The organism is Pseudomonas sp. E1MeOHC2 (assembly GCF_058745025.1).
In genome coordinates this window covers 2,947,604-2,970,440 of sequence record NZ_CP196675.1, presented here as the reverse complement: position 1 = coordinate 2,970,440, position 22,837 = coordinate 2,947,604, and the positions used below count along the sequence as shown (strand labels likewise).

Below are 22,837 nucleotides of genomic sequence, written 5' to 3'. Positions count from 1 at the left end.
AGACACTCACCCGCCACCCGGCGCCAGCATCAGGTTCGGCGCCAGCCGGTGAAACCCCTCCTCATCCAGCCGGATATCCAGCGCCAGGCTGGCCAGGTCATCAGCCAACGGCTCGGCTGCCGCATCGTTCTCCAGGTAACTCTGCTTCAGGTAGCTGTCGCACTCCGGGCAGCACTCCGCCCGCAGCGGCGCCTTGCCCGGCGCATGGCGGTCATCCTCCAGGCTGGTATAGCGCAGCCCCTTGCTCGACGCGCAGTACACGCACTTGACCCGCACCACGTGCCATTCGCAGGCACACAGCGAGCAGGCCAGATACCGTAGGCCGTTGTGCTTGCCGCGGTTACGTACCACCCCGGCCATGGCCTGCGAGCCGCAGGCCGGGCACTGGGCAAGGCTGCCGGAGGGCTTGAGCTCGGTTGCCGGCAGCGCCAGCAGCCAGCTGAACCACGCGGCCTGTAGTGCGGCGCCAAGAAACGGCACCAACGCCGCCGGCACGGCGTCGAACTGCCCGGCGAGCAGCGCGATACCCCATACCTTGCGCTGGCTGTCGTCGCTGTCGCGCAGTGCCTGTAACGCCGTACCTAGTGGGCCGCTGGCCTCTTCATCGAACTGCTCGATCAACGCCTGCATCCAGACCAGCCATGGCCCTTCGCGCACCAGGCTGTCGGCCGCAAGGGGAGGCAAACCATGGCTTATGCACAGGCGCTGACGCGCTTCGGCCACCGGCAAACCACTCGGCGGGTTATCCACAAGTTGCTGCTGGCAGCGACACAGCCACGCGATAAGCCGCAAGTAATCGCCAAGGGCATTGCCCTCGGCCAACCGCTCCAGCCGCTCGGCACGCAGGGTGAACAGGTCTTTGGGCGGTAGGTGCAGAAACGGCGGCGCCACCGCCGACGCTTCGATCTGCCCGGGTTGGAGTATCGTGCTCACGCGCTCATCCTTTTTTACGTCCGTGATCGCCCGGCGTTTTGTCACCGGTCACTTCGCGGTACCACAACTCATGGTGCTTGCGCGCCCAGGCGCGGCTGACCCAGCCATGCAGCATGGCGCCGATCGAACCCTTGATCCAGATACCGGCGTAGATGTGCACAATAATGCTGAGGATGAGCACAAATCCCGCCAGCGCATGGAGCAAGGTGGCCAGGCGAATGGAACCGATATCGAAGAAATGGCTGAAATACGCGCGCCAGATCACCACACCACTGAGCAACAACACCAGCATGCACAACAGCAGCGTCCAGAACAGCAGCTTCTGCCCCGCGTTGTACTTGCCAATGGGCGGCACACCGTCTTCCCGGTTGACCATCACCCGATCGATGCGGCGCAGCCACAGCCGGTCATTGGCGGTAATGAAGTTGGCGCGCCAGAAGCGCACCACCAGGCCGAGGAAGAACACGAACATCGCCACGCCCATGAACGGGTGCAGGATGCGCGTCCACGGCCCGCCGCCGAACAGGTGGCTGAGCCAGAACAGCGCCGGGTGAAACAGCGCCAGCCCGGAAAGCCCGGCCATGACGAACAGAATGGCAACGATCCAGTGGTTGGTCCGCTCGTTGGCGTTGTACCGCAAGATGGGTTTGTTGTCGTTCATGGCCGCTGCTCCCCTTGCCCACCGGGCTGCTTCGGATCGTAGACATGCACCGCCGGGTCCACCTGGTGCACGCTGTCATCAGGCGGTGTGGGGTGCTCATCCTCTTCGACCCGCTGCGGGCCAACTCGCACATAGTGGAAGAACCCGGCCAGCACCGCCGCGCCCATGGCCAGCAACGCCAGCGGCTTGGTAAAGCCCTTCCACAAGCCCACCAGCGGGCTGATCACCGGCTGGTCCGGCAGGCCGGCGTACAACCTGGGCGTGTCAGCATGGTGCAGCACGTACATCACGTGGGTGCCGCCGACGCCATCGGGGTCGTACAGCCCGGCGTTGTCGTAGCCGCGCGACTTGAGGTCGACGATACGTTCGGCGGCATGCACCTTCATCTCATCCTTGCTGCCGAACACAATCGCCCCGGTCGGGCAGGTCTTCACGCAGGCCGGCTCCAGGCCCACGGTCACCCGGTCGGAGCACAGCGTGCATTTGTACGCCTTGTGATCCTTCTGCGAGATGCGCGGGATGTTGAACGGGCAACCGGTGATGCAGTAGCCGCAGCCGATGCAGTGGTCCTGGTTGAAATCGACGATGCCGTTGGCGTGCTTGATGATCGCCCCCGGGCTTGGGCAGGCCTTCAGGCAACCGGGGTCGGCGCAGTGCATGCAGCCATCCTTGCGGATCAGCCACTCCAGGTTGCCGTCGTCGCGCTCGTGCTCGGTGAAGCGCATCAGGGTCCAGGTCTCGGCCGTGAGGTCCTGGGGGTTGTCGTAAGTACCGTGGTTGTGGCCGACCTCGTCACGCAGTTCGTTCCACTCCGAACACGCCACCTGGCAGGCCTTGCAGCCGATGCACTTGGTGGTGTCGATCAGCTTGGCGACTTCCTGCTGCTGGCGTACCGAGGGCGGCACGGTGGTGGTGGCCGAGCGGGCAATGATGTCTTGGCTGGCCATCAGAGTTTCTCCACTTTGACGAGGAACGACTTGGACTCCGGCGTCTGGGTATTGCCATCACCCAGGAACGGCACCAGGGTGTTGGTCAGGTAGCCGTGCCGGGTCGCCCCGGTGAAGCCCCAGTGCAGCGGGATGCCGATCTGGTGAACGGTCTGGTTGTTGACCTGCAGCGGGCGAATCCGCTTGGTCACCACCGCCACTGCATCGATATGCCCACGCTTGCTCGACACCCGCACCCGGTCACCCGCCTTGATGCCCTTCTCGTTCGCCAGCACCTCGCCGATCTCGACAAACTGCTCGGGCTGGGCGATGGCGTTGAGCCGGCAATGCTTGCTCCAGAAGTGGAAGTGCTCGGTCAGCCGGTAGGTGGTCGCCGCGTAGGGGAATTCATCATGGGTGCCGAGGGTGTCCCACACCGAATCGAAGATCCGCCCGGCCGGGTTGCTGGTGGCCTTCTTGTTCTGCGGGTGCAGCGGGTTGATGCCGATCGGTGTTTCGAACGGCTCGTAATGCTCGGGGAACGGGCCTTCGGCCATCTTGTCGATGGCGAAGAACCGCGCCACGCCCTCGGGGTTCATGATGAACGGGTTCATCCCGGCTTCCGGTGGCGAATCGACCTTGAAGTCGGGCACGTCGGTGCCGGTCCAGGCCTTGCCGCTCCACCACACCAGGCGCTTTTTCTCTGGGTCCCAGGGCTTGCCTTGTGGGTCGCAGGAGGCACGGTTGTAGAGAATGCGGCGGTTGGCCGGCCAGGCCCAGGCCCAGTTCTGCACCTGGTGCATGCCGTACGGGTCGCTGTTGTCACGGCGGGCCATCTGGTTGCCCTGCTCGGTCCAGCTGCCGGCGAAAATCCAGCAGCCCGACGCGGTGCTGCCGTCATCCTTGAGCTGGCCGAAGCCCGACAGCTGTTGCCCAGCCTTGAGCACCGCCCCCGTTGGGTCGGTGACGTCGGTCACGGCCCAGCCGTTCATTTCTTTGGCCAGCTCCTCCGGAGACGGCTCTTCAGGGATCTTGTACGGCCAGCTGATGTTCATCAGGGCATCGGGGTAGGCGCCACCCTCGGCCTGGTAGCGTTGGCGCAGGCGCAGGAACAGCTCGCTCATGATGTGCACGTCGGTGCGGGTCTGGCCCGGGCCGTCAGCGCCCTTCCAGTGCCACTGCAGCCAGCGGCTGCTGTTGACCAGCGAACCATCCTCCTCGGCGAAGCAGGTGGTGGGCAGGCGGATCACTTCGGTCTGGATGTTGGCCGTGTCGACATCGTTGAACGGCCCGGCGTTGCGCCAGAACTCCGAGGTTTCGGTGGCCAGCGGGTCCATGATCACCAGCCACTTGAGCTTGCCCAGCGCCGCGGTGACGCGGTTCTTGTCCGGCAGCGCGGCAATCGGGTTGAAGCCCTGGCAGACGTAACCGTTGACCTTGCCCTGGCTCATCATCTCGAACATGCGCAGCACGTCGTAGGCCGGCACATCGAGCTTGGGCAGCCAGTCGTAGCCCCAGTTGTTTTCCGCCGTGGCATTGGCGCCATACCAGGCCTTCATCAGGCTGACGTGGAACTTGCCGTAGTTCTGCCAGTAGGAAAGTTGCCCAGGCCGCAGGGGCTTGGAGGCGCGTTTGTCGATGAAGGCGGCGTAGTCCTGCTCGGCATCGCCGGCCAGGGTCAGGTAGCCCGGCAGCGAGTTGGACAGCAGGCCGAGGTCGGTCAGGCCCTGGATGTTGGAGTGCCCACGCAAGGCGTTGACCCCGCCGCCCGGCATGCCAACGTTACCCAGCAGCAGCTGGACCATCGCCGCACTGCGGATAATCTGCGCACCGATCGAATGCTGGGTCCAGCCCAGCGCGTAGAGGATCGTCATGGTCTTGCCCGGTACCGAGCACGTGGCGATCTCTTCCCAGATCTTCATCATGGCGTCCTGCGGCATGCCACAGGTCATACTGGCGAGTTCCGGGGTGTAGCGGCTGTAGTGCTGTTTCATCAACTGGAACACGCAACGCGGGTGCTGCAGGGTCGGGTCGACCTTGGCGAAGCCGTCCTCACCCAACTCGTAGCCCCAGCCGGACTTGTCGGCGTACACGCGCTTGGCCGCGTCGTAGCCGCTGAACAGCCCGTCCTCGAAGCCGTAGCTTTCTTTGACGATGAACGACACGTCGGTGTAGTTGCGCACGTACTCGTGCTGGATCTTGTCAGTGCTGAGCAGGTAGTTGATCAGCCCGCCCATGAAGGCGATGTCGCTGCCGGTGCGGATGGGCGCGTAGTAGTCCGCCACCGAGGCGGTACGGGTAAACCGCGGGTCGACCACGATCAGCCGCGCCTTGTTGTGCGCCTTGGCCTCGGTCACCCACTTGAAGCCGCACGGATGCGCTTCTGCTGCGTTGCCCCCCATCACCAGGACCAGATTCGCGTTGGCGATATCGGACCAATGGTTGGTCATGGCACCACGGCCGTACGTCGGGGCAAGACTTGCCACCGTCGGGCCATGTCAGACACGTGCTTGGTTATCGAACCCCAGCATGCCGGTTGCGCGGACGACCTTGTGGGTCAGGTAGCCAGCCTCGCTGGAGGCGGCGGAGGCAGCGAGAAAACCGGTGGTGAGCCAACGGTTGACGGTGTGCCCCTGGGCGTTTTTCTCGATGAAGTTGGCGTCGCGGTCCTGCTTCATCAGATCAGCGATGCGGTCGAGCGCTTCGTCCCACTCCACCCGCACCCACTCGTTGCTGCCTGGCTTGCGCACTTGTGGGTACTGCAGGCGGCTCGGGCTGTGGATAAAGTCCAGCAGGCCCGCGCCTTTCGGGCACAGGGTGCCGCGGTTGACGGGGTGGTCAGCGTCGCCTTCGATATGGATGATGCTCTGCTTGACGTTCTTGCCCGCATCGCCCTGGCTGTACATGATCAGGCCGCAGCCGACCGAGCAGTAGGGGCAGGTGTTGCGGGTTTCGAGGGTGTGCGCCAGCTTGAAGTGACGCACCTGCTCGGCGAATGCCGGCGTCGGGGCCATGCCCAACGCCGCCAGGCTCGAGCCTCCAAGGCCGACGGCGGCGACCTTGAAGAATTGCCGACGGTTAAGGTCCATCGTGCACTCCTGATCAGGTTTTGAGCACCTGGCACGTGGCCGGCGCCTCTAAGTCATCACGGCGGTGGCACAGAAGCTGGCCACCAATGAATAACTGTAGTCAAAGAATCCCGATCAGGAGTGACGCCCACACCTGCCTATCCGGCGGACGCCCCTTCTCGCGGCAGATTGCGCACCACATTCAGCGCCCCACTGCTTTGCGCCACCGGCATGATCTCGATGGTATTGATGTTCACATGCGCGGGCTGGTCTGCAATCCACGCCACCGTGGCAGCGATATCCTCCGGCAGGATGGCCTCTACGTCACGGTACAGCGCCTGCACTGCCTCCAGATCGCCTTTGAGGCGCACCACCGAGAAGTCAGTGCCCGAACACAGGCCCGGTTCGATATTGCTCACCCGAACGCGAGTACCGGCCAGGTCGGCACGCAGGTTCAGGCTGAACTGGCGAACGAAAGCCTTGCTGGCGCCATACACGTTGCCGCCTGGGTAGGGGTAAGTGCCGGCGATGGAGCCTATGTTGATGATCATCCCGCAGTCCGCCGCCACCATCTGCGGCAGGATCTTGTGGGTGACCATGGCCAGGCCGGTGACGTTGGTGTCGATCATCCGCTGCCAGTTTTCGGCGCTGCTGGCCTGGGCGCGATCGACGCCCAGCGCCAGCCCGGCGTTGTTGACCAGCAAGTCGATCTGCAGCGAAGCATCACGGATCTGCTCGACCGCCGCCTCAAGCGACACAGGGTCGGTGACATCGAGGGCCAGGGGGATGAAATTGACCCCAAGTTCACCTTCCAGTGCCAGCAGTTTGTCCATGCGCCGGGCGCCGCCGATCACGCGGTAGCCCTTGGCAACCAGGGTACGACAAATGGCACGGCCGAACCCCGAGGAGGCGCCGGTTACGAATGCGGTTTTCATCAGTTATCTCCGGTTGGGTAAGTCAGACCAGGTACTTCACGCCCAGGCTGGTGAACAGGCACAGCATCGAGAACACCAACACTTTGCGCACCACGTCGTTGCCTTTGCGCAAGGCCAGGGCACTGCCCATGTGGTTGCCGAGAATGTTGCAGGCCACCAGTGGCAGGGCGAGCAGGTACACAACCTTGCCAGCCATGATGAAAGCCACCAGCGCGCCGATGTTGGAGGCGAAGTTGAAGGTCTTGGAGTTGGCCGAGCTGGAGACCAGGTCCATGCGCAGCAGGTAGTGGAAGGCGATGATGAACATGCTGCCGGTGCCGGGGCCGAAGAAGCCGTCATAGAAGCCGATGGTCAGGCAGGTCAGCGGCACCACGGTGTACAGCATGCGCGGTGACAGCTCGCGCTCCTCGACCGGACGGTCCTTGGGGGTGAGGAAGATCAGGATGCCGAACGGGATCAGCGCCAGGATGATCTTGCCCACGGTCTCCTGGGAGATCGACACGATCAGGTGCGCCCCCAGGTAGGCGCCGAGCAACGAGAACGGCACCCCGACCAGCGCCACTTTCCAGACCATCTTGCTGTTGGCCAGGAAGTTGCGAATGGCCGCCAGCGTGCCGAGGGTGCTGACCAGTTTTTCCTGACCAAGGGCCACCTGGGGCGGCATGCCTACCAGCAGAAAACCAGGTACCAGAAACAGCCCGCCGCCGCCGGCAATACTGTCGACGAAACCTGCAATGAACGCGATCGCCCCCAGCATCAGGATCGCCAGCAGCCAGTGTTCCGCCCAGAAAGCGCCTAACAGTTCCATATCGTTACTTCCATCGAGTCATTGAGTGAGATCAGGAGCGCACTTCGTAGAGGTGATCGGCGCGAGCGAAATGCACACGGTTCAGGTCGTTGACCGCGAACAGGCGCAACAACCAGCGGTCGGCACCGTCGTTCTGCGGCTCGAAGCCATCCCGGGCATGCAACACGCGCTGATTCTTGAAAATCATGAAATCGCCCGGCAGCAGCAGGTGCGGCTCATCGAAGCGGCGGGTCTCAAGCACGCCGCGCAGGCTAGCCAGGGCTTGCTCGGCACGCAGGTTCAGGCCGTGGGTGTTCTCGCTGTCGAAACGGCACAACCACTCGCCCGCATTGCCACGTGCCAGCACGGGCAGTTCGGCGGTGCATCGCCGATTGGCGGTGAACGAGTCGGGGCGACGGATTTCGAACTGTGGCAGGCAAAGTTCGCGCACGGTGGCAGAGGGCAGCGACGCCACTACCGCATCGAGGTTGACCAGCGTTGTGCTGATACGTGGGTCGCAGCGCATACCGAAGAACGACAGGTACTCCGGGCAGCAGGATGCCGTGCCCAGGGGTTCGGATGACAACGGCAAGTCCGGGTTGTCGACGTGGTAGGAAAAACGCAGCCGCGAGCCGTGGGAGCTCTTGTGGCTGGACGAGGTGCGCGCCGGGATGACATGGCGGAACAGGCGCCCGTCGTTCTCCCCTTCATAAACGATCGGGTTTATCCCCATCAGGCTCTGCATGGTCAGGCTGACCAGGCAAGCTATTGGCGTGCTGCGCGGGCTGAGTACCCCGGAGTACGGCGTGGGGGGAACGTCACGGTCGCGTGGGCAGTTGCGCACGATCATGCAGGTCAACTGCGGGTCTTCGACGAAACCACGGATCTGCTGACAGAGTGCCTTGCCCAGCACCTCCTGTGCCTGATCCTTGAGCTGAGGGTAGAGCTCTTTGCTGGTTTCGAAATCGAGGGGGGTATTGTTCAGTAAGGTTTGCCAGGCACTTGAGGTAACCCAAGGCAGGCGGATCTCCAGTGAGGTCTGAGGCTCGGCTCCTTGTTGCAGGTGTGCGCTTTCCATTTCGAGTGATATTCCATTGAGCTAGCTTGAGGCCATTCGGTGTCGTGCTAAGCCGGGCAGAGGCGGCAGACGTTGTCTTTTTTTGAAGCCGTTCACAGCTGTGCGATGGGAATGGCGGGGGCATCTCAGGCACCCGCGAATTGCATCGACTCAATCATTGTAATTACAAAAATAGAATCGACTCAATCCATTTCATCAAGAAGGAAGATCATCGATTGAATCGATTCAATCAACTCATTGATTTCAAAAGATTTCTAACAATCAGAATCTGGATACTGGAGGAACAGGCCAAAATCTGCAGAAAACAACACCTTTAGCCCCCTGAGCTTGCGAGCGAAAATCATCTAAATCGATGCAATTTGCCTACAAGAAAACACAATTACTCCTATCCGACCTTTCGTGCTAGGCTTCCGCGTTCTTGCAGCTTTTGGTGCCATTTCTATGTGGGTTCCTCACTACAGCGACCTGGCGCAGCCGGTCTATCTGATGATCGCCGACGCCCTTGAACAGGACATCGGCAGTGGCCGGCTGGTCGCTGGCGAACGCCTGCCGACCCTCAAGGACCTGGCCGAGTCATTGAACGTGACGCCTGGCACCATCGGGCGAGCCTATGACGAAGCAGCCAAACGTGGCCTGGTGGTGGGCGAGGTCGGGCGCGGAACCTTCGTGCTGCAGCAACGCCAGGCACATGCCCCAGCCTCGGCAGCCCGCCCCGCGCCTGCGCCAGCTGAGCGCGAGAGTGGGCAGATCGACCTTTCGATCATCAAACCCAATGACGCTCACATGACTGACTGGTTGCGCGGGGCGATAAACGAGCTGGCCGATTCACCCGATCTGGGCCAGGTGCTCGACTACGTCACCGAGGGTGGCCATGCGACGCACAAGCAGGCCGGAGCGGCGTGGATTCAACGCTGGTTACCCGAAGCCAACTGGCAGCAGGTGGTACTGACCTCAGGTGCCCAGCACGGCCTGTTGGTGGCCATCAGCAGCCTGTCCAAAAGCGACGACGTCATACTGTGCGAGTCATTCTGCTACCCAGGCATCATTTCGCTGGCCCATAGCATGGGGCGCCGACTGCGCGGCGTGGCCATGGACGAACATGGCCTGATTCCAGAGGCCCTGCGCGCGGCGTGCCTGGAGCACCGCCCTTCCCTGCTGGTGTGCGTGACCACCCACCAGAACCCGACCAACTCGATCATGCCCCACGCGCGCCGTGAAGCCATCGCTGCCATTGCCCGCGAGTTCGACCTGTTCATCGTCGATGACGATATCTATGGTTTTCTTGAGCCGGCACCTGGCTACAAGCCTTTGGCGGCCTATGCACCTGAGCGCTCGGTGTACCTGACCAGCCTGTCCAAGAGCGTGCTCCCAGCGTTGCGGATCGGTTACCTGTATGCCCCGCCACAGACCCTCTCGCGGCTCTCGTCGATGGTGCGCAGCAGCGTCTGGATGCCATCGCCGTTGATGGCGCAACTGGCCAGCAACCTGATCAACAGCGGCATGGCCGACCAACTGGTGCAGGTGCAGCAGGACGAAGCAGCCGCGCGCCAGCAAATGGCCCGCGAAATCCTCGGCAAGTACAAGATCCGCAGCCAGCCCAACAGTTTCCATATCTGGCTGGAGCTGCCCGAGGCCTGGACCAGCGACGAATTTGCCAACCTGGCCCGCAACAATGGCGTTACGGTGGTCAGTGGTAGCCAGTTCTTGCCGGAGCGCAGCCATGCCACCTGCGGCGTGCGCATCGCCCTGATGACGCCAAGCCGCGCGGAACTAGGCTTTGCCCTGACCAAGCTGGTCAGCCTGCTGGACTCGCCGGAGCCTCGGCTTTTTTACTAGCGACGGTGATATCCAACACCGGATTCTTGATAGCTGATGACGCCATGCCCGCTTACTGGCGTAGCGGCATCAGCCGTCTGTCTCGGGTCGGCATTAATTTCAGAAGCGGACTACATCCACAAACAACAATCGCCTGCTAGGTTGCCGAAAAATCCTCGACTTCCGCCCGCTTCCCGCTTTCGTCCAGCACGCTTGCAGAACGAAGCGCCGCCCTTCCAGCAACCCCCTATGCGTCACTGCCAGGCTTCACATTACTGGGGGGTGGCCTGCCCATCATGGATGCTAACGGCCAGCATATCGGCGGCATTGGTATCAGCGGCGCAACGCCGGAACTCGACGCGCAATTTGCCCAGGCAGCGCTGGATGGCGATGCATGAACCTGCAACATCAACGCCTCCGTCTCCCGACCATGATCATGTCTTGCACATAAAAAAACCCAGAGCAAATGCCCTGGGTTTCGGTGTAGCAACAACGTTTACCGCTCTGGTCAGAACGGAATATCGTCATCAAAGCTGTCAAAGTCAGCAGCCGGCTGCGGCGCTGGCTGCTGCGGCGCAGGACGCTGTGGCGCCTGCTGCGGGCGCTGGGCCTGCTGACGTGGCGGGGCCTGGTTGTACTGTTGCTGCTGGCCACCCTGGTTGTAGTTGTTGCCACCACCCTGGTTGTACTGGTCGCCGCCACCTTGCTGGTTCTGCGGACGGCCGCCCAGCAGCTGCATGGTGCCGTTGATGTCGACGATGATTTCGGTGGTGTAACGCTTGATGCCGTCTTTTTCCCACTCGCGGGTCTGCAGCTTGCCTTCGATGTACACCTGCGAACCCTTGCGCAGGTATTCACCGGCGATTTCGGCAACCTTGCCGAACAGCGACACACGGTGCCACTCGGTACGCTCGACCTTCTGGCCCGACTGCTTGTCGGTCCACTGCTCGCTGGTAGCCAGGCTCAGGTTGGTCACGGCGTTACCGTTGGGCAGGTAGCGGACTTCGGGATCCTGGCCACAGGTGCCGACCAGAATGACTTTGTTAACCCCACGGGCCATAACGTTCTCCTAGGCTTCGCACGCCGATGAGGCTGGGTTTACCAGACGCTCGAGGGTCGTACGGTCCAAAATTTTCGTATCCAGTTTGATATAGATGGCGGCTTCTTCTGCCACCACAACGGCGTCGGTTACACCCGGCACGGCCATCAGGCGTTCGGTCAACCCGGCTTCCCGGACTGCCTCGGGCGTCAGCGGCATGCGCAGGCTGGTCACATAGGGCGGCTCGTTCATGCGCAATGCGACGACCAGCCAAACGGCACACAGCACCGCGCAACCCAGGAACACCGTGTTCAGCCCACCGTGCTGGAACAACCAGCCGCCAAGGATTCCTCCAAGGGCAGCACCCAGGAACTGGCTAGTGGAGTACACCCCCATTGCCGTTCCCTTGCCGCCCGCAGGCGACACCTTGCTCACCAGCGAAGGCAGCGAGGCTTCCAGCAGGTTGAATGCAGTAAAGAATACCACGGTGCCAATCACCAGTCCGCGCAAGTTGTCAGCCCACTGCCAGAAGAACACCTCGACCAGCAGCAACACACTGACCGCTCCAGCCAGCACGCGTTTCATCTTGCGCTTTTTTTCGCCGTAGATGATGAACGGGACCATTGCAAAAAATGAGATGAATAGCGCGGTCAGGTACACCCACCAATGCTCTTCCTTGGGCAGGCCGCCCCGCTCGACGAAGGCCAGGGGTAACGCGACGAAGCTGGCCATGAGGATGGCATGAAGGATGAAGATACCGATGTCCAGGCGCAGAAGGTCGGGATGACGCAGCGTTGGGCCGAGCGCCTGGCGTGCGACACCCGATTCGCGATGCTGCAAGGTGCTATGGGTGTTGGGTACGACGAAGGCGATCAGCAGAATACCGACCAGGGCAAGTCCTGCCGTGGCCAGGAACAATCCTGACAAGCCGAAGGCACTGGTCAACAGCGGGCCGACGACCATGGCTACGGCGAACGACAGGCCGATGCTCATGCCGATCATGGCCATGGCCTTGGTGCGGTGCTGTTCGCGGGTAAGGTCGGACAGCAGCGCCATGACGGCGGCGGAAATCGCCCCCGCGCCCTGCAGAATCCGCCCGGCGATTACCCCCCAGATAGAGTCGGCCTGTGCCGCCAGCACGCTGCCCAGCGCGAAGATCACCAGCCCCAGGTAGATCACCGGACGGCGGCCAATGCGGTCGGACACCATCCCGAACGGGATCTGCAAGAACGCCTGGGTCAGGCCATAGGCGCCAATGGCCAGGCCGATCAGCGCGGGCGTGGCGCCGGCCAGGTCCATGCCGTAGGTGGCCAGCACCGGCAAGACCATGAACATGCCCAGCATACGAAAAGCAAAGACCAGGGCCAGGCCGCCTGCGGCGCGGGTTTCGCTGCCACTCATGCGCTCGTTGTGGGTGTCGTGCATGGATTAACCTCGTGTGAACCGGCGGCGATTCTATCAGTCCGACAGCTTGACGGCATATACGCGACGCTTTGCCGCGTAATGGCAGCGCGCCGTATACTTCCTTGTTTATGCCCGCCGAGCGAGGCCGCAGTGGACAAGATCCTGATTCGTGGGGCACGTACCCACAACCTGAAGAACATCGACCTGACCCTGCCGCGGGACAAGCTGATCGTGATCACCGGCCTGTCCGGATCCGGCAAGTCCTCCCTGGCGTTCGACACGCTGTACGCCGAAGGCCAGCGCCGCTATGTGGAATCCCTGTCGGCCTATGCCCGGCAGTTCCTGTCGATGATGGAAAAGCCCGACGTCGATACTATCGAAGGCCTCTCCCCGGCCATTTCCATCGAGCAGAAGTCGACGTCGCACAACCCGCGCTCCACCGTCGGTACCATCACCGAGATCTACGACTACCTGCGTCTGCTTTACGCCCGCGTCGGCACCCCGCGCTGCCCGGACCACGACATCCCGCTGGAGGCGCAGACCATCAGCCAGATGGTCGACCTGGTACTGGAACGCCCCGAAGGCAGCAAGCTGATGTTGCTGGCCCCGGTTATCCGCGAGCGCAAGGGCGAGCACCTGGCGGTGTTCGACGAACTGCGCGCCCAGGGCTTCGTCCGCGCGCGGGTCAACGGCAAGCTCTACGAGCTCGATGAGCTGCCCAAGCTGGATAAACAGAAGAAGCACAGCATCGATGTGGTGGTAGACCGTTTCAAGGTCCGCGCCGACCTGCAACAGCGTCTGGCCGAGTCGTTCGAGACCGCACTCAAGCTGGCCGACGGCATCGCCCTGGTGGCGCCGATGGACGATGAAGAAGGCGAAGAAATGATCTTCTCCGCCCGCTTCGCCTGCCCGGTCTGTGGCCATGCGATCAGTGAGCTGGAACCCAAGCTGTTCTCCTTCAACAACCCGGCAGGTGCCTGCCCGACCTGTGATGGCCTGGGGGTCAAGCAGTTCTTCGATACCAAACGCCTGGTCAACACTGAGCTGACCCTGGCCGAGGGAGCGATACGCGGCTGGGACCGGCGCAACGTCTATTACTTCCAGATGCTCGGTTCGCTGGCTGCGCATTATGGGTTCAGCCTGGAGGAGCCGTTCGGCGAGCTGTCGGCCGAACACCAGAAAGTGATCCTGCAAGGCAGCGGCAAGCAGAGCGTCGACTTCAAGTACCTCAACGACCGCGGCGACATCGTCAAACGCTCGCACCCGTTCGAGGGCATCGTGCCGAACCTGGAGCGGCGCTACCGTGAGACCGAGTCGGCCACCGTGCGTGAAGAACTGGCCAAGCTGCTCGGCACCCAGCCCTGCCCCGACTGCCGCGGCACCCGCCTGCGGCGCGAAGCGCGTCACGTGTGGGTGGGCGAGAAAACGCTGCCGGCGGTCACCAACCTGCCCATCGGTGAGGCCAGCAGCTACTTTGGCGAGCTGACCCTGACCGGGCGCCGTGGCGAAATTGCGTCGAAAATTCTCAAGGAAATCTGCGAGCGCCTGCAGTTTTTGGTCAACGTTGGCCTGGATTACCTCACGCTGGACCGCAGCGCCGACACCCTGTCGGGGGGTGAAGCCCAGCGCATCCGCCTCGCCAGCCAGATCGGCGCGGGCCTGGTCGGGGTGATGTATATCCTCGATGAACCGTCCATCGGTCTTCATCAACGCGACAACGACCGCCTGCTGGCCACCCTCAACCACCTGCGCGATCTGGGCAACACGGTGATCGTGGTCGAGCATGACGAGGACGCTATCCGCCTGGCCGACTATGTGGTGGACATCGGCCCGGGTGCAGGCGTGCATGGCGGCCAGATCGTCGCAGAGGGCACGCCCGAGGAGGTCATGGCGCATCCCGACTCGCTGACCGGCAAGTACCTGTCCGGGCGCAAGAAGATCGTCGTGCCGGCCAAACGCACACCGCGTGACAAGAAACTCTCGCTGAAGCTCAAGGGCGCCCGCGGCAACAACCTGCAAAACGTCGACCTGGAAATCCCGATCGGCCTGCTGACCTGCGTCACGGGCGTATCCGGGTCGGGCAAATCGACCCTGATCAACAACACCCTGTACCCCCTCGCCGCTACCGCGCTCAACGGTGCGAGCAGCCTGGAAGCCGCGCCGCACAGCAGCATGGATGGCATGCAGCACTTGGACAAAGTGGTGGATATCGACCAGAGCCCGATCGGTCGTACCCCCCGCTCCAACCCGGCGACCTATACCGGCATTTTCACGCCGATCCGCGAACTGTTCTCGGGGGTTCCAGAATCGCGCTCACGCGGCTATGGCCCCGGTCGTTTCTCGTTCAACGTCAAGGGTGGCCGTTGCGAGGCCTGCCAGGGTGACGGCCTGATCAAGGTCGAGATGCACTTCCTGCCGGACATCTACGTGCCGTGCGATGTGTGCAAGAGCAAGCGCTACAACCGCGAAACCCTGGAGATCAAGTACAAGGGCAAGAACATCCACGAGGTCCTGGAAATGACCATTGAGGATGCCCGCGAGTTCTTCGACGCGGTCCCGGCGCTGGCGCGCAAGCTGCAAACCCTGATGGACGTGGGCCTGTCGTACATCAAGCTGGGGCAGTCGGCGACTACCTTGTCTGGGGGTGAGGCACAGCGGGTGAAGCTGTCTCGCGAGTTGTCCAAGCGCGATACCGGCAAGACCCTGTATATCCTCGACGAGCCGACCACCGGCCTGCACTTCGCCGATATCCAGCAGTTGCTCGACGTGCTGCACCGTCTGCGCGACCACGGCAATACCGTGGTGGTGATCGAGCACAACCTGGACGTGATCAAGACGGCGGACTGGCTGGTGGACCTGGGGCCGGAGGGTGGCTCCAAGGGTGGCCAGATCATTGCCAGTGGTACGCCGGAAGAACTGGCCAAGATGAAGCAGTCTTACACCGGGCACTACCTCAAGCCGTTGTTGGAGCGTGACCGGGCCTGATCTGCCTGTGCATGAAAAAGCCCCTGGTACCGTAAGGTGCCAGGGGCTTTTTCGTGGACTGTGGATAACTTACATCTGCGACTGCAGGTAGTTTTCCAGGCCGATGGCCTTGATCAGACCCTGCTGCTTCTCCAGCCAGTAGGTGTGATCTTCTTCAGTGTCGGCCAATTGCACGCGCAGGATGTCGCGGCTGATGTAGTCCTTGTGCAGTTCGCACAGCTCGATGCCTTTGCACAGCGCGGCACGCACCTTGTATTCGAGCTTGAGGTCAGCTTCGATCATTTCCGGCACGGTGCTACCCACTTCGAGGTCATCCGCACGCATGTCGGGGGTGCCTTCGAGCATGAGGATACGCCGCATCAGCGCATCGGCGTGCTGCGTTTCCTCTTCCATCTCGTGGTTAATGCGCTCATAGAGCTTGGACAGGCCCCAGTCTTCATACATACGCGAGTGAATGAAGTACTGGTCGCGCGCTGCCAGTTCGCCCTTCAGCAACGTGACGAGGTAGTTGATTACGTCCGGGTGACCTTGCATCGCCCTGCTTCTCCATGTGAAAACATCAATGGACATAGTGTGAACCACGATTTGCTCGCGGTCACTGAAAAACGCGCAATTAGATGCAAAAAATCGGTTAAACAGTAGTGATATTCATTGAAAAACCGCCCAAATGAGGGCGGTTCTTCTTATCACTTCGACTTAGGCGAGATAGACGCCCAGCGCCTTGGCAATGCCCTCACCGTAGGCCGGGTCGGCCTTGAAGAAGTACTGCAACTGGCGCTGGATCACATCTTCGCTCACACCGGCCATGGCGCCGGCGATGTTACTGATCAGCAACGCCTTCTGTTGTTCGTCCATCAGGCGGAACAGTGCACCGGCGTGGCTGAAGTAGTCGTTGTCCTCGCGGTGATCGTAGCGATCCGCCGAACCATTCAGGGCCAGCCCAGGCTCGGCATGGCGTGGAGACTGCTTGGGTGCGTCAACGTAGCTGTTTGGCTCGTAGTTAGGCGCGCTGCCGTAGCTGCCAATGGCCATCGAACCATCACGCTGGTAGCTGTTGACCGGGCAGCGCGGTGCGTTGACCGGCAACTGCTGGTGATTGGTGCCCACGCGGTAGCGGTGCGCATCGGCGTAGGCGAACACCCGGCCCTGCAGCATGCGGTCAGGCGACAGCCCGACACCAGGGACCATGTTGCTCGGGCCGAACGCCGCTTGCTCGACCTCAGCGAAGTAGTTGAGCGGGTTGCGGTTGAGCTCCAGTACGCCCACCTCGATCAGTGGATAATCCTTCTGCGACCAGGTCTTGGTCACATCGAACGGGTTCTCGTCACGGCTGGCCGCCTCGGCCTCACTCATCACTTGGATGCATACGGTCCAACGTGGGTAGTCGCCACGCCCGATGGCTTCGAAGAGGTCGCGCTGGGCGTAATCCGGGTCCGTGCCGGCCAGACGCGCAGCGTCGGCAGGGGCGAGGTTCTTGATGCCTTGCTGGGTCTTGAAGTGCCATTTGACCCAGGTGCGCTCACCCGCAGCGCTGAGCAGGCTGTAGGTGTGGCTGCCAAAGCCGTGCATGTGACGGTAGCCGTCCGGAATGCCGCGGTCGGAGAACAGGATGGTAACCTGGTGCAGCGCCTCAGGCGAGTGCGACCAGAAGTCCCACATCATTTGCGCGTTCTTCAGGTTGGACTGCGGGTGGCGCTTCTGGGTGTGGATAAAGTCCGGGAACTTGAGCGGGTCACGGATGAAGAACACCGGCGTGTTGTTGCCAACGATGTCCCAGTTGCCTTCCTCTGTGTAGAACTTGACTGCAAAACCACGAGGGTCACGCTCGGTGTCGGCCGAGCCACGCTCGCCGCCGACCGTGGAGAAGCGCAGGAACGTTTCGGTCTGCTTGCCGACCTGCTCGAACAGCTTGGCGCTGGTGTAAGCGGTAATGTCCCGGGTGACGGTGAAGGTGCCATACGCGCCCGAACCCTTGGCGTGAACACGACGCTCTGGAATGTTTTCGCGGTTGAAGTGGGCGAGCTTCTCGATCAGGTGGAAATCGTCGAGCAGCAGCGGGCCGCGCGGGCCGGCAGAACGGGAGTTCTGATTGTCAGCTACAGGTGCACCGCTGGCGGTGGTGAGAATCTTGCTCATGGGCTCTCCTTATCGGTCTTGAACTGCCGGCTAATCGGCTTGGATAGGAGTATTGACCAGCGGTTGTTTCAGAACAAATTCATTACATGACTTGTATCAATAGAAATTAACAATACCTGCAGACACAAAAAACCGGGCACAAGGCCCGGTTCTTTGTAGCAGACAGAACGTCTTACTCGGCAGCTTCTACAGCACCACCGACTGGACGATCAACCAGCTCGACGTACGCCATAGGCGCGTTGTCGCCAGCGCGGAAACCGCACTTCAGGATGCGCAGGTAGCCGCCCTGACGGGTGGCGTAGCGCTTGCCCAGATCGTTGAACAGTTTGCCAACAGCGGACTTCGAACGGGTACGGTCGAAGGCCAGACGACGGTTAGCAACGCTGTCTTCCTTGGCCAGGGTGATCAGCGGCTCGGCAACGCGGCGCAGTTCCTTGGCTTTCGGCAGGGTGGTTTTGATCAGCTCGTGCTCGATCAGCGACACAGCCATGTTCTGGAACATAGCTTTGCGGTGAGAGCTGGTACGGCTCAGGTGACGTCCACTTTTACGATGACGCATGATTCATTCCTTACCAAACACTACGTTCGGTGATTACGACGATCAGGCGGTCGCCTTGTCGTCTTTCTTAAGACTTGCAGGCGGCCAGTTGTCGAGGCGCATGCCGAGAGACAGACCACGAGAGGCCAGGACGTCCTTGATTTCGGTCAGGGACTTCTTGCCCAGGTTAGGAGTCTTCAACAACTCTACTTCGGTACGCTGAATCAGGTCGCCGATGTAGTAGATGTTCTCCGCCTTGAGGCAGTTGGCCGAACGTACAGTCAGTTCCAGGTCGTCAACCGGACGCAGCAGGATCGGATCGATCTCGTCTTCCTGCTCGACTACGACAGGCTCACTGTCACCTTTGAGGTCGACGAACGCGGCCAGCTGCTGTTGCAGGATGGTCGCAGCGCGGCGGATAGCCTCTTCAGGATCCAGGGTGCCGTTGGTTTCCAGATCAATGACCAGCTTGTCCAAGTTGGTACGCTGTTCAACACGGGCGTTTTCGACCACATAGGCGATACGACGCACCGGGCTGAACGAAGCGTCCAACTGCAGACGGCCAATGCTACGGCTTTCGTCTTCGTCGGTCTGACGGGAGTCGGCCGGCTCGTAACCGCGACCACGAGCTACAGTGAGCTTCATGTTCAGGGCGCCATTCGACGCCAGGTTCGCGATTACGTGATCGGGGTTGACGATCTCGACATCGTGATCCAGCTGAATATCGGCAGCGGTAACCACCCCCGAACCCTTTTTCGACAAGGTCAGCGTAACTTCGTCACGACCGTGCAGTTTGATAGCCAGGCCTTTCAGGTTCAACAGGATTTCAATTACGTCTTCCTGAACACCTTCGATCGCGGAGTACTCATGGAGTACGCCATCGATCTCGGCCTCGACTACTGCACAGCCAGGCATGGAGGACAACAGGATGCGGCGCAGCGCGTTGCCCAGGGTGTGGCCGAAGCCACGCTCGAGAGGCTCGAGCGTGATCTTGGCGCGGGTCGGACTGACTACCTGCACATCAATGTGGCGGGGAGTCAGGAACTCATTTACCGAAATCTGCATGGATGCACCTATTTTCTAGCCCTTACTTGGAGTAGAGCTCGACAATCAGGTTTTCGTTGATGTCGGCAGACAGATCGCCACGAGCAGGAACGTTCTTGAAAACGCCCGACTTCTTAGCAGTATCAACGTCTACCCACTCAACGCGGCCACGCTGGGCGCACAGTTCAAGGGCTTGAACAATGCGCAGCTGGCTCAGCGACTTCTCGCGAACCGCGACCACGTCACCCGGACGAACTTGGTAGGATGGAATGTTTACAGTCTTACCGTTGACGCTGATCGCTTTGTGCGAAACCAGCTGACGGGACTCGGAACGAGTCGAGCCGAAGCCCATACGGTAAACGACGTTATCGAGACGGCACTCGAGCAGTTGCAGCAGGTTCTCACCGGTTGCGCCTTTTTTCGAGGCAGCAGCTTGGTAGTAACCGCGGAACTGACGCTCCAGAACACCGTAGATACGACGGACTTTTTGTTTCTCGCGCAGCTGGGTACCGTAGTCGGACTGACGGCCACGGCGCTGGCCGTGGATACCTGGGGCTGCTTCGATGTTGCACTTCGATTCCAGAGCGCGAACGCCGCTCTTCAGGAACAGATCGGTGCCTTCACGACGAGACAGTTTGCATTTTGGACCAATGTAACGTGCCATTCTTCTGTCTCCTGATTACACGCGGCGCTTCTTCGGCGGACGGCACCCGTTATGCGGGATTGGCGTCACGTCGGTGATGCTGGCGATCTTGTAGCCGCAGCTGTTCAATGCACGAACGGCGGACTCACGACCTGGACCTGGACCCTTGACGTTAACGTCGAGGTTTTTCAGACCGTATTCCAGCGCAGCTTGACCAGCACGCTCAGCAGCGATCTGGGCTGCGAACGGGGTGGATTTGCGCGAACCACGGAAACCCGAACCACCGGAGGTCGCCCAGGACAAAGCATTGCCCTGACGGTCGGTGATGGTCACGATGGTGTTGTTGAAAGACGCATGGATGTGGGCGATGCCATCAACCACTGTCTTTTTGACTTTCTTACGAGGACGAGCAGCAGGTTTTGCCATGTCTATATTCCTGGGCGGTTACTTGCGGATCGGCTTACGCGGGCCCTTACGGGTGCGTGCGTTGGTCTTGGTGCGCTGACCGCGAACCGGCAGACCTTTACGATGACGCAGGCCGCGGTAGCAACCCAGGTCCATCAAGCGTTTGATCTTCATGTTGATGTCACGACGCAGGTCACCTTCGGTGGTGAACTTCGCGACTTCCCCACGCAGGGTTTCGATTTGCTCGTCGCTCAGATCCTTGATCTTAGCGGCTGGGTTTACACCAGCGTCTGCACAGATCTTCTGTGCAGTTGTGCGACCGACACCATAGATGTAGGTCAGCGAGATAACAGTATGCTTGTTATCTGGAATGTTGACGCCTGCAATACGGGCCATTCAGTGGGACTCCAATTGACAGCTACCTACGCCCCGGAAGCCAAGAAATAGGGCGCGAGATAATATCGCTGTAGAAACGAATAATCAACCCAGCAGCACACTAGCTGCTGGGTTTGAAGCAACGATCACACTCAGCCTTGGCGCTGTTTGTGACGCGGTTCTGCGCTGCAGATCACTCGAACGACGCCTTCGCGACGGATGATCTTGCAGTTACGGCACAGCTTTTTCACCGATGCACGAACTTTCATTACCGACTCCTCGAACCTTAGGGGCGTATCAGCGCAGCAAACCGCTGCCACCGTAGCCTTTCAGGTTGGCTTTCTTCATCAGGGATTCGTACTGGTGCGAAACGAGGTGCGATTGTACTTGGGACATGAAGTCCATCACAACCACTACCACAATCAGCAACGAGGTCCCGCCAAGGTAGAACGGCACATTTGCTGCCACCACCAAGAACTGGGGCAGAAGGCAGACGGCCATCATGTAAAGAGCACCGAACATGGTCAAACGGGTCAGAACGCCATCAATGTAGCGCGCCGACTGTTCGCCAGGACGGATACCCGGAATAAAGGCACCGGACTTCTTCAGGTTTTCCGCTACGTCTTTCGGATTGAACATCAGCGCTGTGTAGAAGAAGCAGAAGAAAATGATCCCTGCACTAAACAGCAAGATGTTCAACGGCTGACCAGGAGCGATCGACTGCGAGATGTCCTGCAGCCAGCCCATACCTTCGGACTGACCGAACCAGGCACCCAGCGAAGCCGGGAACAGCAAAATGCTGCTGGCGAAAATGGCCGGGATTACCCCTGCCATGTTCACCTTCAACGGCAAGTGGCTGGTCTGCGCAGCGAAGACCTTGCGGCCCTGCTGACGCTTGGCGTAGTGAACGGCGATACGACGCTGACCACGCTCAATGAACACCACGAAACCGATAATCGCTACTGCCAGCAAACCGATAGCGACCAGGGCGAAAATGTTGATATCGCCTGTGCGCGCAGACTCGAAAGACTGCCCGATTGCTCTCGGAAGACCGGCAACGATACCTGCGAAGATCAACATCGAGATACCGTTGCCCACACCGCGCTCGGTGATCTGCTCGCCCAGCCACATCATGAACATCGCGCCGGCCACGAACGTGGAAACCGCGACGACATGGAAGCCCAGGCCGACAGAAAACGCCACGCCCTGGTTGGCCAGACCAATGGACATGCCAATGGCTTGGACCAGCGCCAGAATAACGGTGCCGTAGCGGGTGTACTGGCTGATCTTGCGACGGCCAGCTTCACCTTCCTTCTTCAACTGCTCCAGTTGCGGGCTGACCGCCGTCATCAGCTGCATGATGATCGATGCCGAAATGTACGGCATGATCCCCAGTGCAAAGATGCTCATGCGCTCAAGCGCGCCACCGGAAAACATGTTGAACAAGCTAAGAATGGTCCCCTCATTCTGCCGAAACAGATCCGCCAGACGGTCCGGATTGATGCCTGGAACCGGGATATGCGCACCTATCCGATAGACGATGATCGCCATGAACAGAAAGCGCAGACGAGCCCAGAGTTCCGACATCCCGCCCTTACCGAGCGAAGAGAGAGCACCTTGCTTAGCCATTTATTCCTCGAATTTGCCGCCAGCTGCTTCGATAGCCGCACGCGCACCCTTGGTGGCTGCGATGCCCTTGATGGTGACTGCGCGAGTAACTTCGCCAGACAGCATGATTTTCACACGCTGAATGTGCTGGTTGATCACGTTGGCATCCTTCAGGGACTGCACGGAGATCACGTCGCCTTCCACTTTGGCCAGCTCGGACAGACGCACTTCTGCGCGGTCCATGGCTTTCAGGGAAACGAAGCCGAACTTCGGCAGACGACGGTGCAGCGGCTGTTGACCGCCTTCGAAGCCCGGAGCGATCGAACCACCCGAACGGGAGGTCTGACCTTTGTGGCCACGGCCGCCGGTCTTACCCAGACCGCTACCGATACCACGACCCGGACGATGCTTTTCGCGACGGGAACCCGGCGCTGGACTCAGATCATTGAGTTTCATC

21 protein-coding genes and 1 pseudogene are annotated in these 22,837 nt (G+C 60.9%); 3 read left to right on the top strand and 19 right to left on the bottom strand.

The features are described 5' to 3' along the window. Positions 1-6 precede the first annotated feature (6 nt). The 7 genes from fdhE to ACSSU5_RS13260 form a co-directional block, all read right to left on the bottom strand. Positions 7-933 (bottom strand): formate dehydrogenase accessory protein FdhE, encoded by a 927-nt coding sequence (gene fdhE, locus ACSSU5_RS13290; RefSeq protein WP_264310508.1) that lies wholly within the window; start codon positions 931-933, stop codon positions 7-9. Positions 934-937: 4 nt separating this feature from the next. After that, a complete protein-coding gene (locus ACSSU5_RS13285; RefSeq protein WP_492559073.1) occupies positions 938-1,594 on the bottom strand; it encodes a formate dehydrogenase subunit gamma in 657 nt (218 codons plus the stop codon). Next, positions 1,591-2,541, bottom strand: a complete 951-nt coding sequence (fdxH, locus tag ACSSU5_RS13280) for a formate dehydrogenase subunit beta (RefSeq protein ID WP_264310510.1) — start codon at positions 2,539-2,541, stop codon at positions 1,591-1,593. Before fdxH ends, ACSSU5_RS13285 begins: the two co-directional genes overlap by 4 nt. Beyond that, positions 2,541-5,609 carry a formate dehydrogenase-N subunit alpha gene (gene fdnG, locus ACSSU5_RS13275; RefSeq protein ID WP_492559072.1) on the bottom strand — a complete coding sequence of 1,023 codons (3,069 nt, stop codon included), beginning with the start codon at positions 5,607-5,609 and terminating at the stop codon, positions 2,541-2,543. Before fdnG ends, fdxH begins: the two co-directional genes overlap by 1 nt. A gap of 137 nt (positions 5,610-5,746) precedes the next feature. Further along, positions 5,747-6,523, bottom strand: coding sequence for an SDR family NAD(P)-dependent oxidoreductase (locus ACSSU5_RS13270; RefSeq protein ID WP_492559071.1), 777 nt, complete (start codon positions 6,521-6,523; stop codon positions 5,747-5,749). Positions 6,524-6,545: 22 nt separating this feature from the next. Next, on the bottom strand, positions 6,546-7,331 hold the full coding sequence (locus tag ACSSU5_RS13265) for a sulfite exporter TauE/SafE family protein (protein ID WP_264310513.1): 786 nt from the start codon (positions 7,329-7,331) through the stop codon (positions 6,546-6,548). 31 nt (positions 7,332-7,362) lie between these two features. After that, positions 7,363-8,388: a TauD/TfdA family dioxygenase gene (locus ACSSU5_RS13260; protein WP_264310514.1), complete on the bottom strand. Its 1,026-nt coding sequence runs from the start codon at positions 8,386-8,388 to the stop codon at positions 7,363-7,365. A gap of 441 nt (positions 8,389-8,829) precedes the next feature. On the opposite strand from ACSSU5_RS13260, the gene ACSSU5_RS13255 reads away from it, so the two are divergent. Both ACSSU5_RS13255 and ACSSU5_RS13250 read left to right on the top strand, forming a co-directional pair. Beyond that, a complete protein-coding gene (locus tag ACSSU5_RS13255; protein WP_264310515.1) occupies positions 8,830-10,224 on the top strand; it encodes an aminotransferase-like domain-containing protein in 1,395 nt (464 codons plus the stop codon). 155 nt (positions 10,225-10,379) lie between these two features. After that, positions 10,380-10,601 (top strand): annotated as a pseudogene (locus tag ACSSU5_RS13250) (GlcG/HbpS family heme-binding protein); the annotation flags it as partial. Positions 10,602-10,711: 110 nt separating this feature from the next. On the opposite strand, the gene ACSSU5_RS13245 reads toward ACSSU5_RS13250, so the two are convergent. Both ACSSU5_RS13245 and ACSSU5_RS13240 read right to left on the bottom strand, forming a co-directional pair. Further along, positions 10,712-11,263 carry a single-stranded DNA-binding protein gene (locus ACSSU5_RS13245; RefSeq protein WP_027594878.1) on the bottom strand — a complete coding sequence of 184 codons (552 nt, stop codon included), beginning with the start codon at positions 11,261-11,263 and terminating at the stop codon, positions 10,712-10,714. A gap of 9 nt (positions 11,264-11,272) precedes the next feature. Next, positions 11,273-12,667 (bottom strand): MFS transporter, encoded by a 1,395-nt coding sequence (locus ACSSU5_RS13240; protein ID WP_264310516.1) that lies wholly within the window; start codon positions 12,665-12,667, stop codon positions 11,273-11,275. Positions 12,668-12,796: 129 nt separating this feature from the next. Here ACSSU5_RS13240 and uvrA point away from each other — a divergent pair, with 129 nt between their 5' ends. After that, the gene (gene uvrA / locus ACSSU5_RS13235) at positions 12,797-15,631 is read left to right on the top strand and encodes an excinuclease ABC subunit UvrA (RefSeq protein WP_264310517.1); all 2,835 of its coding nucleotides are present in this window, start codon (positions 12,797-12,799) and stop codon (positions 15,629-15,631) included. A gap of 69 nt (positions 15,632-15,700) precedes the next feature. On the opposite strand, the gene bfr is transcribed toward uvrA, so the two are convergent. From bfr to rplO, 10 genes are all read right to left on the bottom strand, one after another. Beyond that, on the bottom strand, positions 15,701-16,165 hold the full coding sequence (gene bfr / locus ACSSU5_RS13230) for a bacterioferritin (RefSeq protein ID WP_264310518.1): 465 nt from the start codon (positions 16,163-16,165) through the stop codon (positions 15,701-15,703). Between the two features lie 162 nt (positions 16,166-16,327). After that, positions 16,328-17,767, bottom strand: a complete 1,440-nt coding sequence (locus ACSSU5_RS13225) for a catalase (protein ID WP_492559070.1) — start codon at positions 17,765-17,767, stop codon at positions 16,328-16,330. Between the two features lie 172 nt (positions 17,768-17,939). Beyond that, complete coding sequence (gene rplQ / locus ACSSU5_RS13220; protein WP_003255451.1) at positions 17,940-18,326, bottom strand: 50S ribosomal protein L17; 387 nt, start codon at positions 18,324-18,326, stop codon at positions 17,940-17,942. Positions 18,327-18,368: 42 nt separating this feature from the next. Continuing rightward, on the bottom strand, positions 18,369-19,370 hold the full coding sequence (locus ACSSU5_RS13215) for a DNA-directed RNA polymerase subunit alpha (RefSeq protein ID WP_003255452.1): 1,002 nt from the start codon (positions 19,368-19,370) through the stop codon (positions 18,369-18,371). 22 nt (positions 19,371-19,392) lie between these two features. After that, the gene (gene rpsD / locus ACSSU5_RS13210) at positions 19,393-20,013 is read right to left on the bottom strand and encodes a 30S ribosomal protein S4 (RefSeq protein WP_079226347.1); all 621 of its coding nucleotides are present in this window, start codon (positions 20,011-20,013) and stop codon (positions 19,393-19,395) included. Between the two features lie 15 nt (positions 20,014-20,028). Then, the gene (gene rpsK, locus ACSSU5_RS13205) at positions 20,029-20,418 is read right to left on the bottom strand and encodes a 30S ribosomal protein S11 (RefSeq protein ID WP_003255454.1); all 390 of its coding nucleotides are present in this window, start codon (positions 20,416-20,418) and stop codon (positions 20,029-20,031) included. 18 nt (positions 20,419-20,436) lie between these two features. After that, on the bottom strand, positions 20,437-20,793 hold the full coding sequence (gene rpsM, locus ACSSU5_RS13200; protein WP_003255457.1) for a 30S ribosomal protein S13: 357 nt from the start codon (positions 20,791-20,793) through the stop codon (positions 20,437-20,439). Positions 20,794-20,924: 131 nt separating this feature from the next. Next, entirely contained in the window at positions 20,925-21,041 is a 117-nt protein-coding gene (rpmJ, locus tag ACSSU5_RS13195; RefSeq protein WP_002555468.1) for a 50S ribosomal protein L36, read from the bottom strand. Positions 21,042-21,069: 28 nt separating this feature from the next. Next, a complete protein-coding gene (secY, locus tag ACSSU5_RS13190) occupies positions 21,070-22,401 on the bottom strand; it encodes a preprotein translocase subunit SecY (RefSeq protein WP_003257108.1) in 1,332 nt (443 codons plus the stop codon). Further along, positions 22,402-22,836: a 50S ribosomal protein L15 gene (gene rplO / locus ACSSU5_RS13185; protein WP_003255461.1), complete on the bottom strand. Its 435-nt coding sequence runs from the start codon at positions 22,834-22,836 to the stop codon at positions 22,402-22,404. It lies immediately after the preceding gene. Position 22,837: the final 1 nt, after the last annotated feature.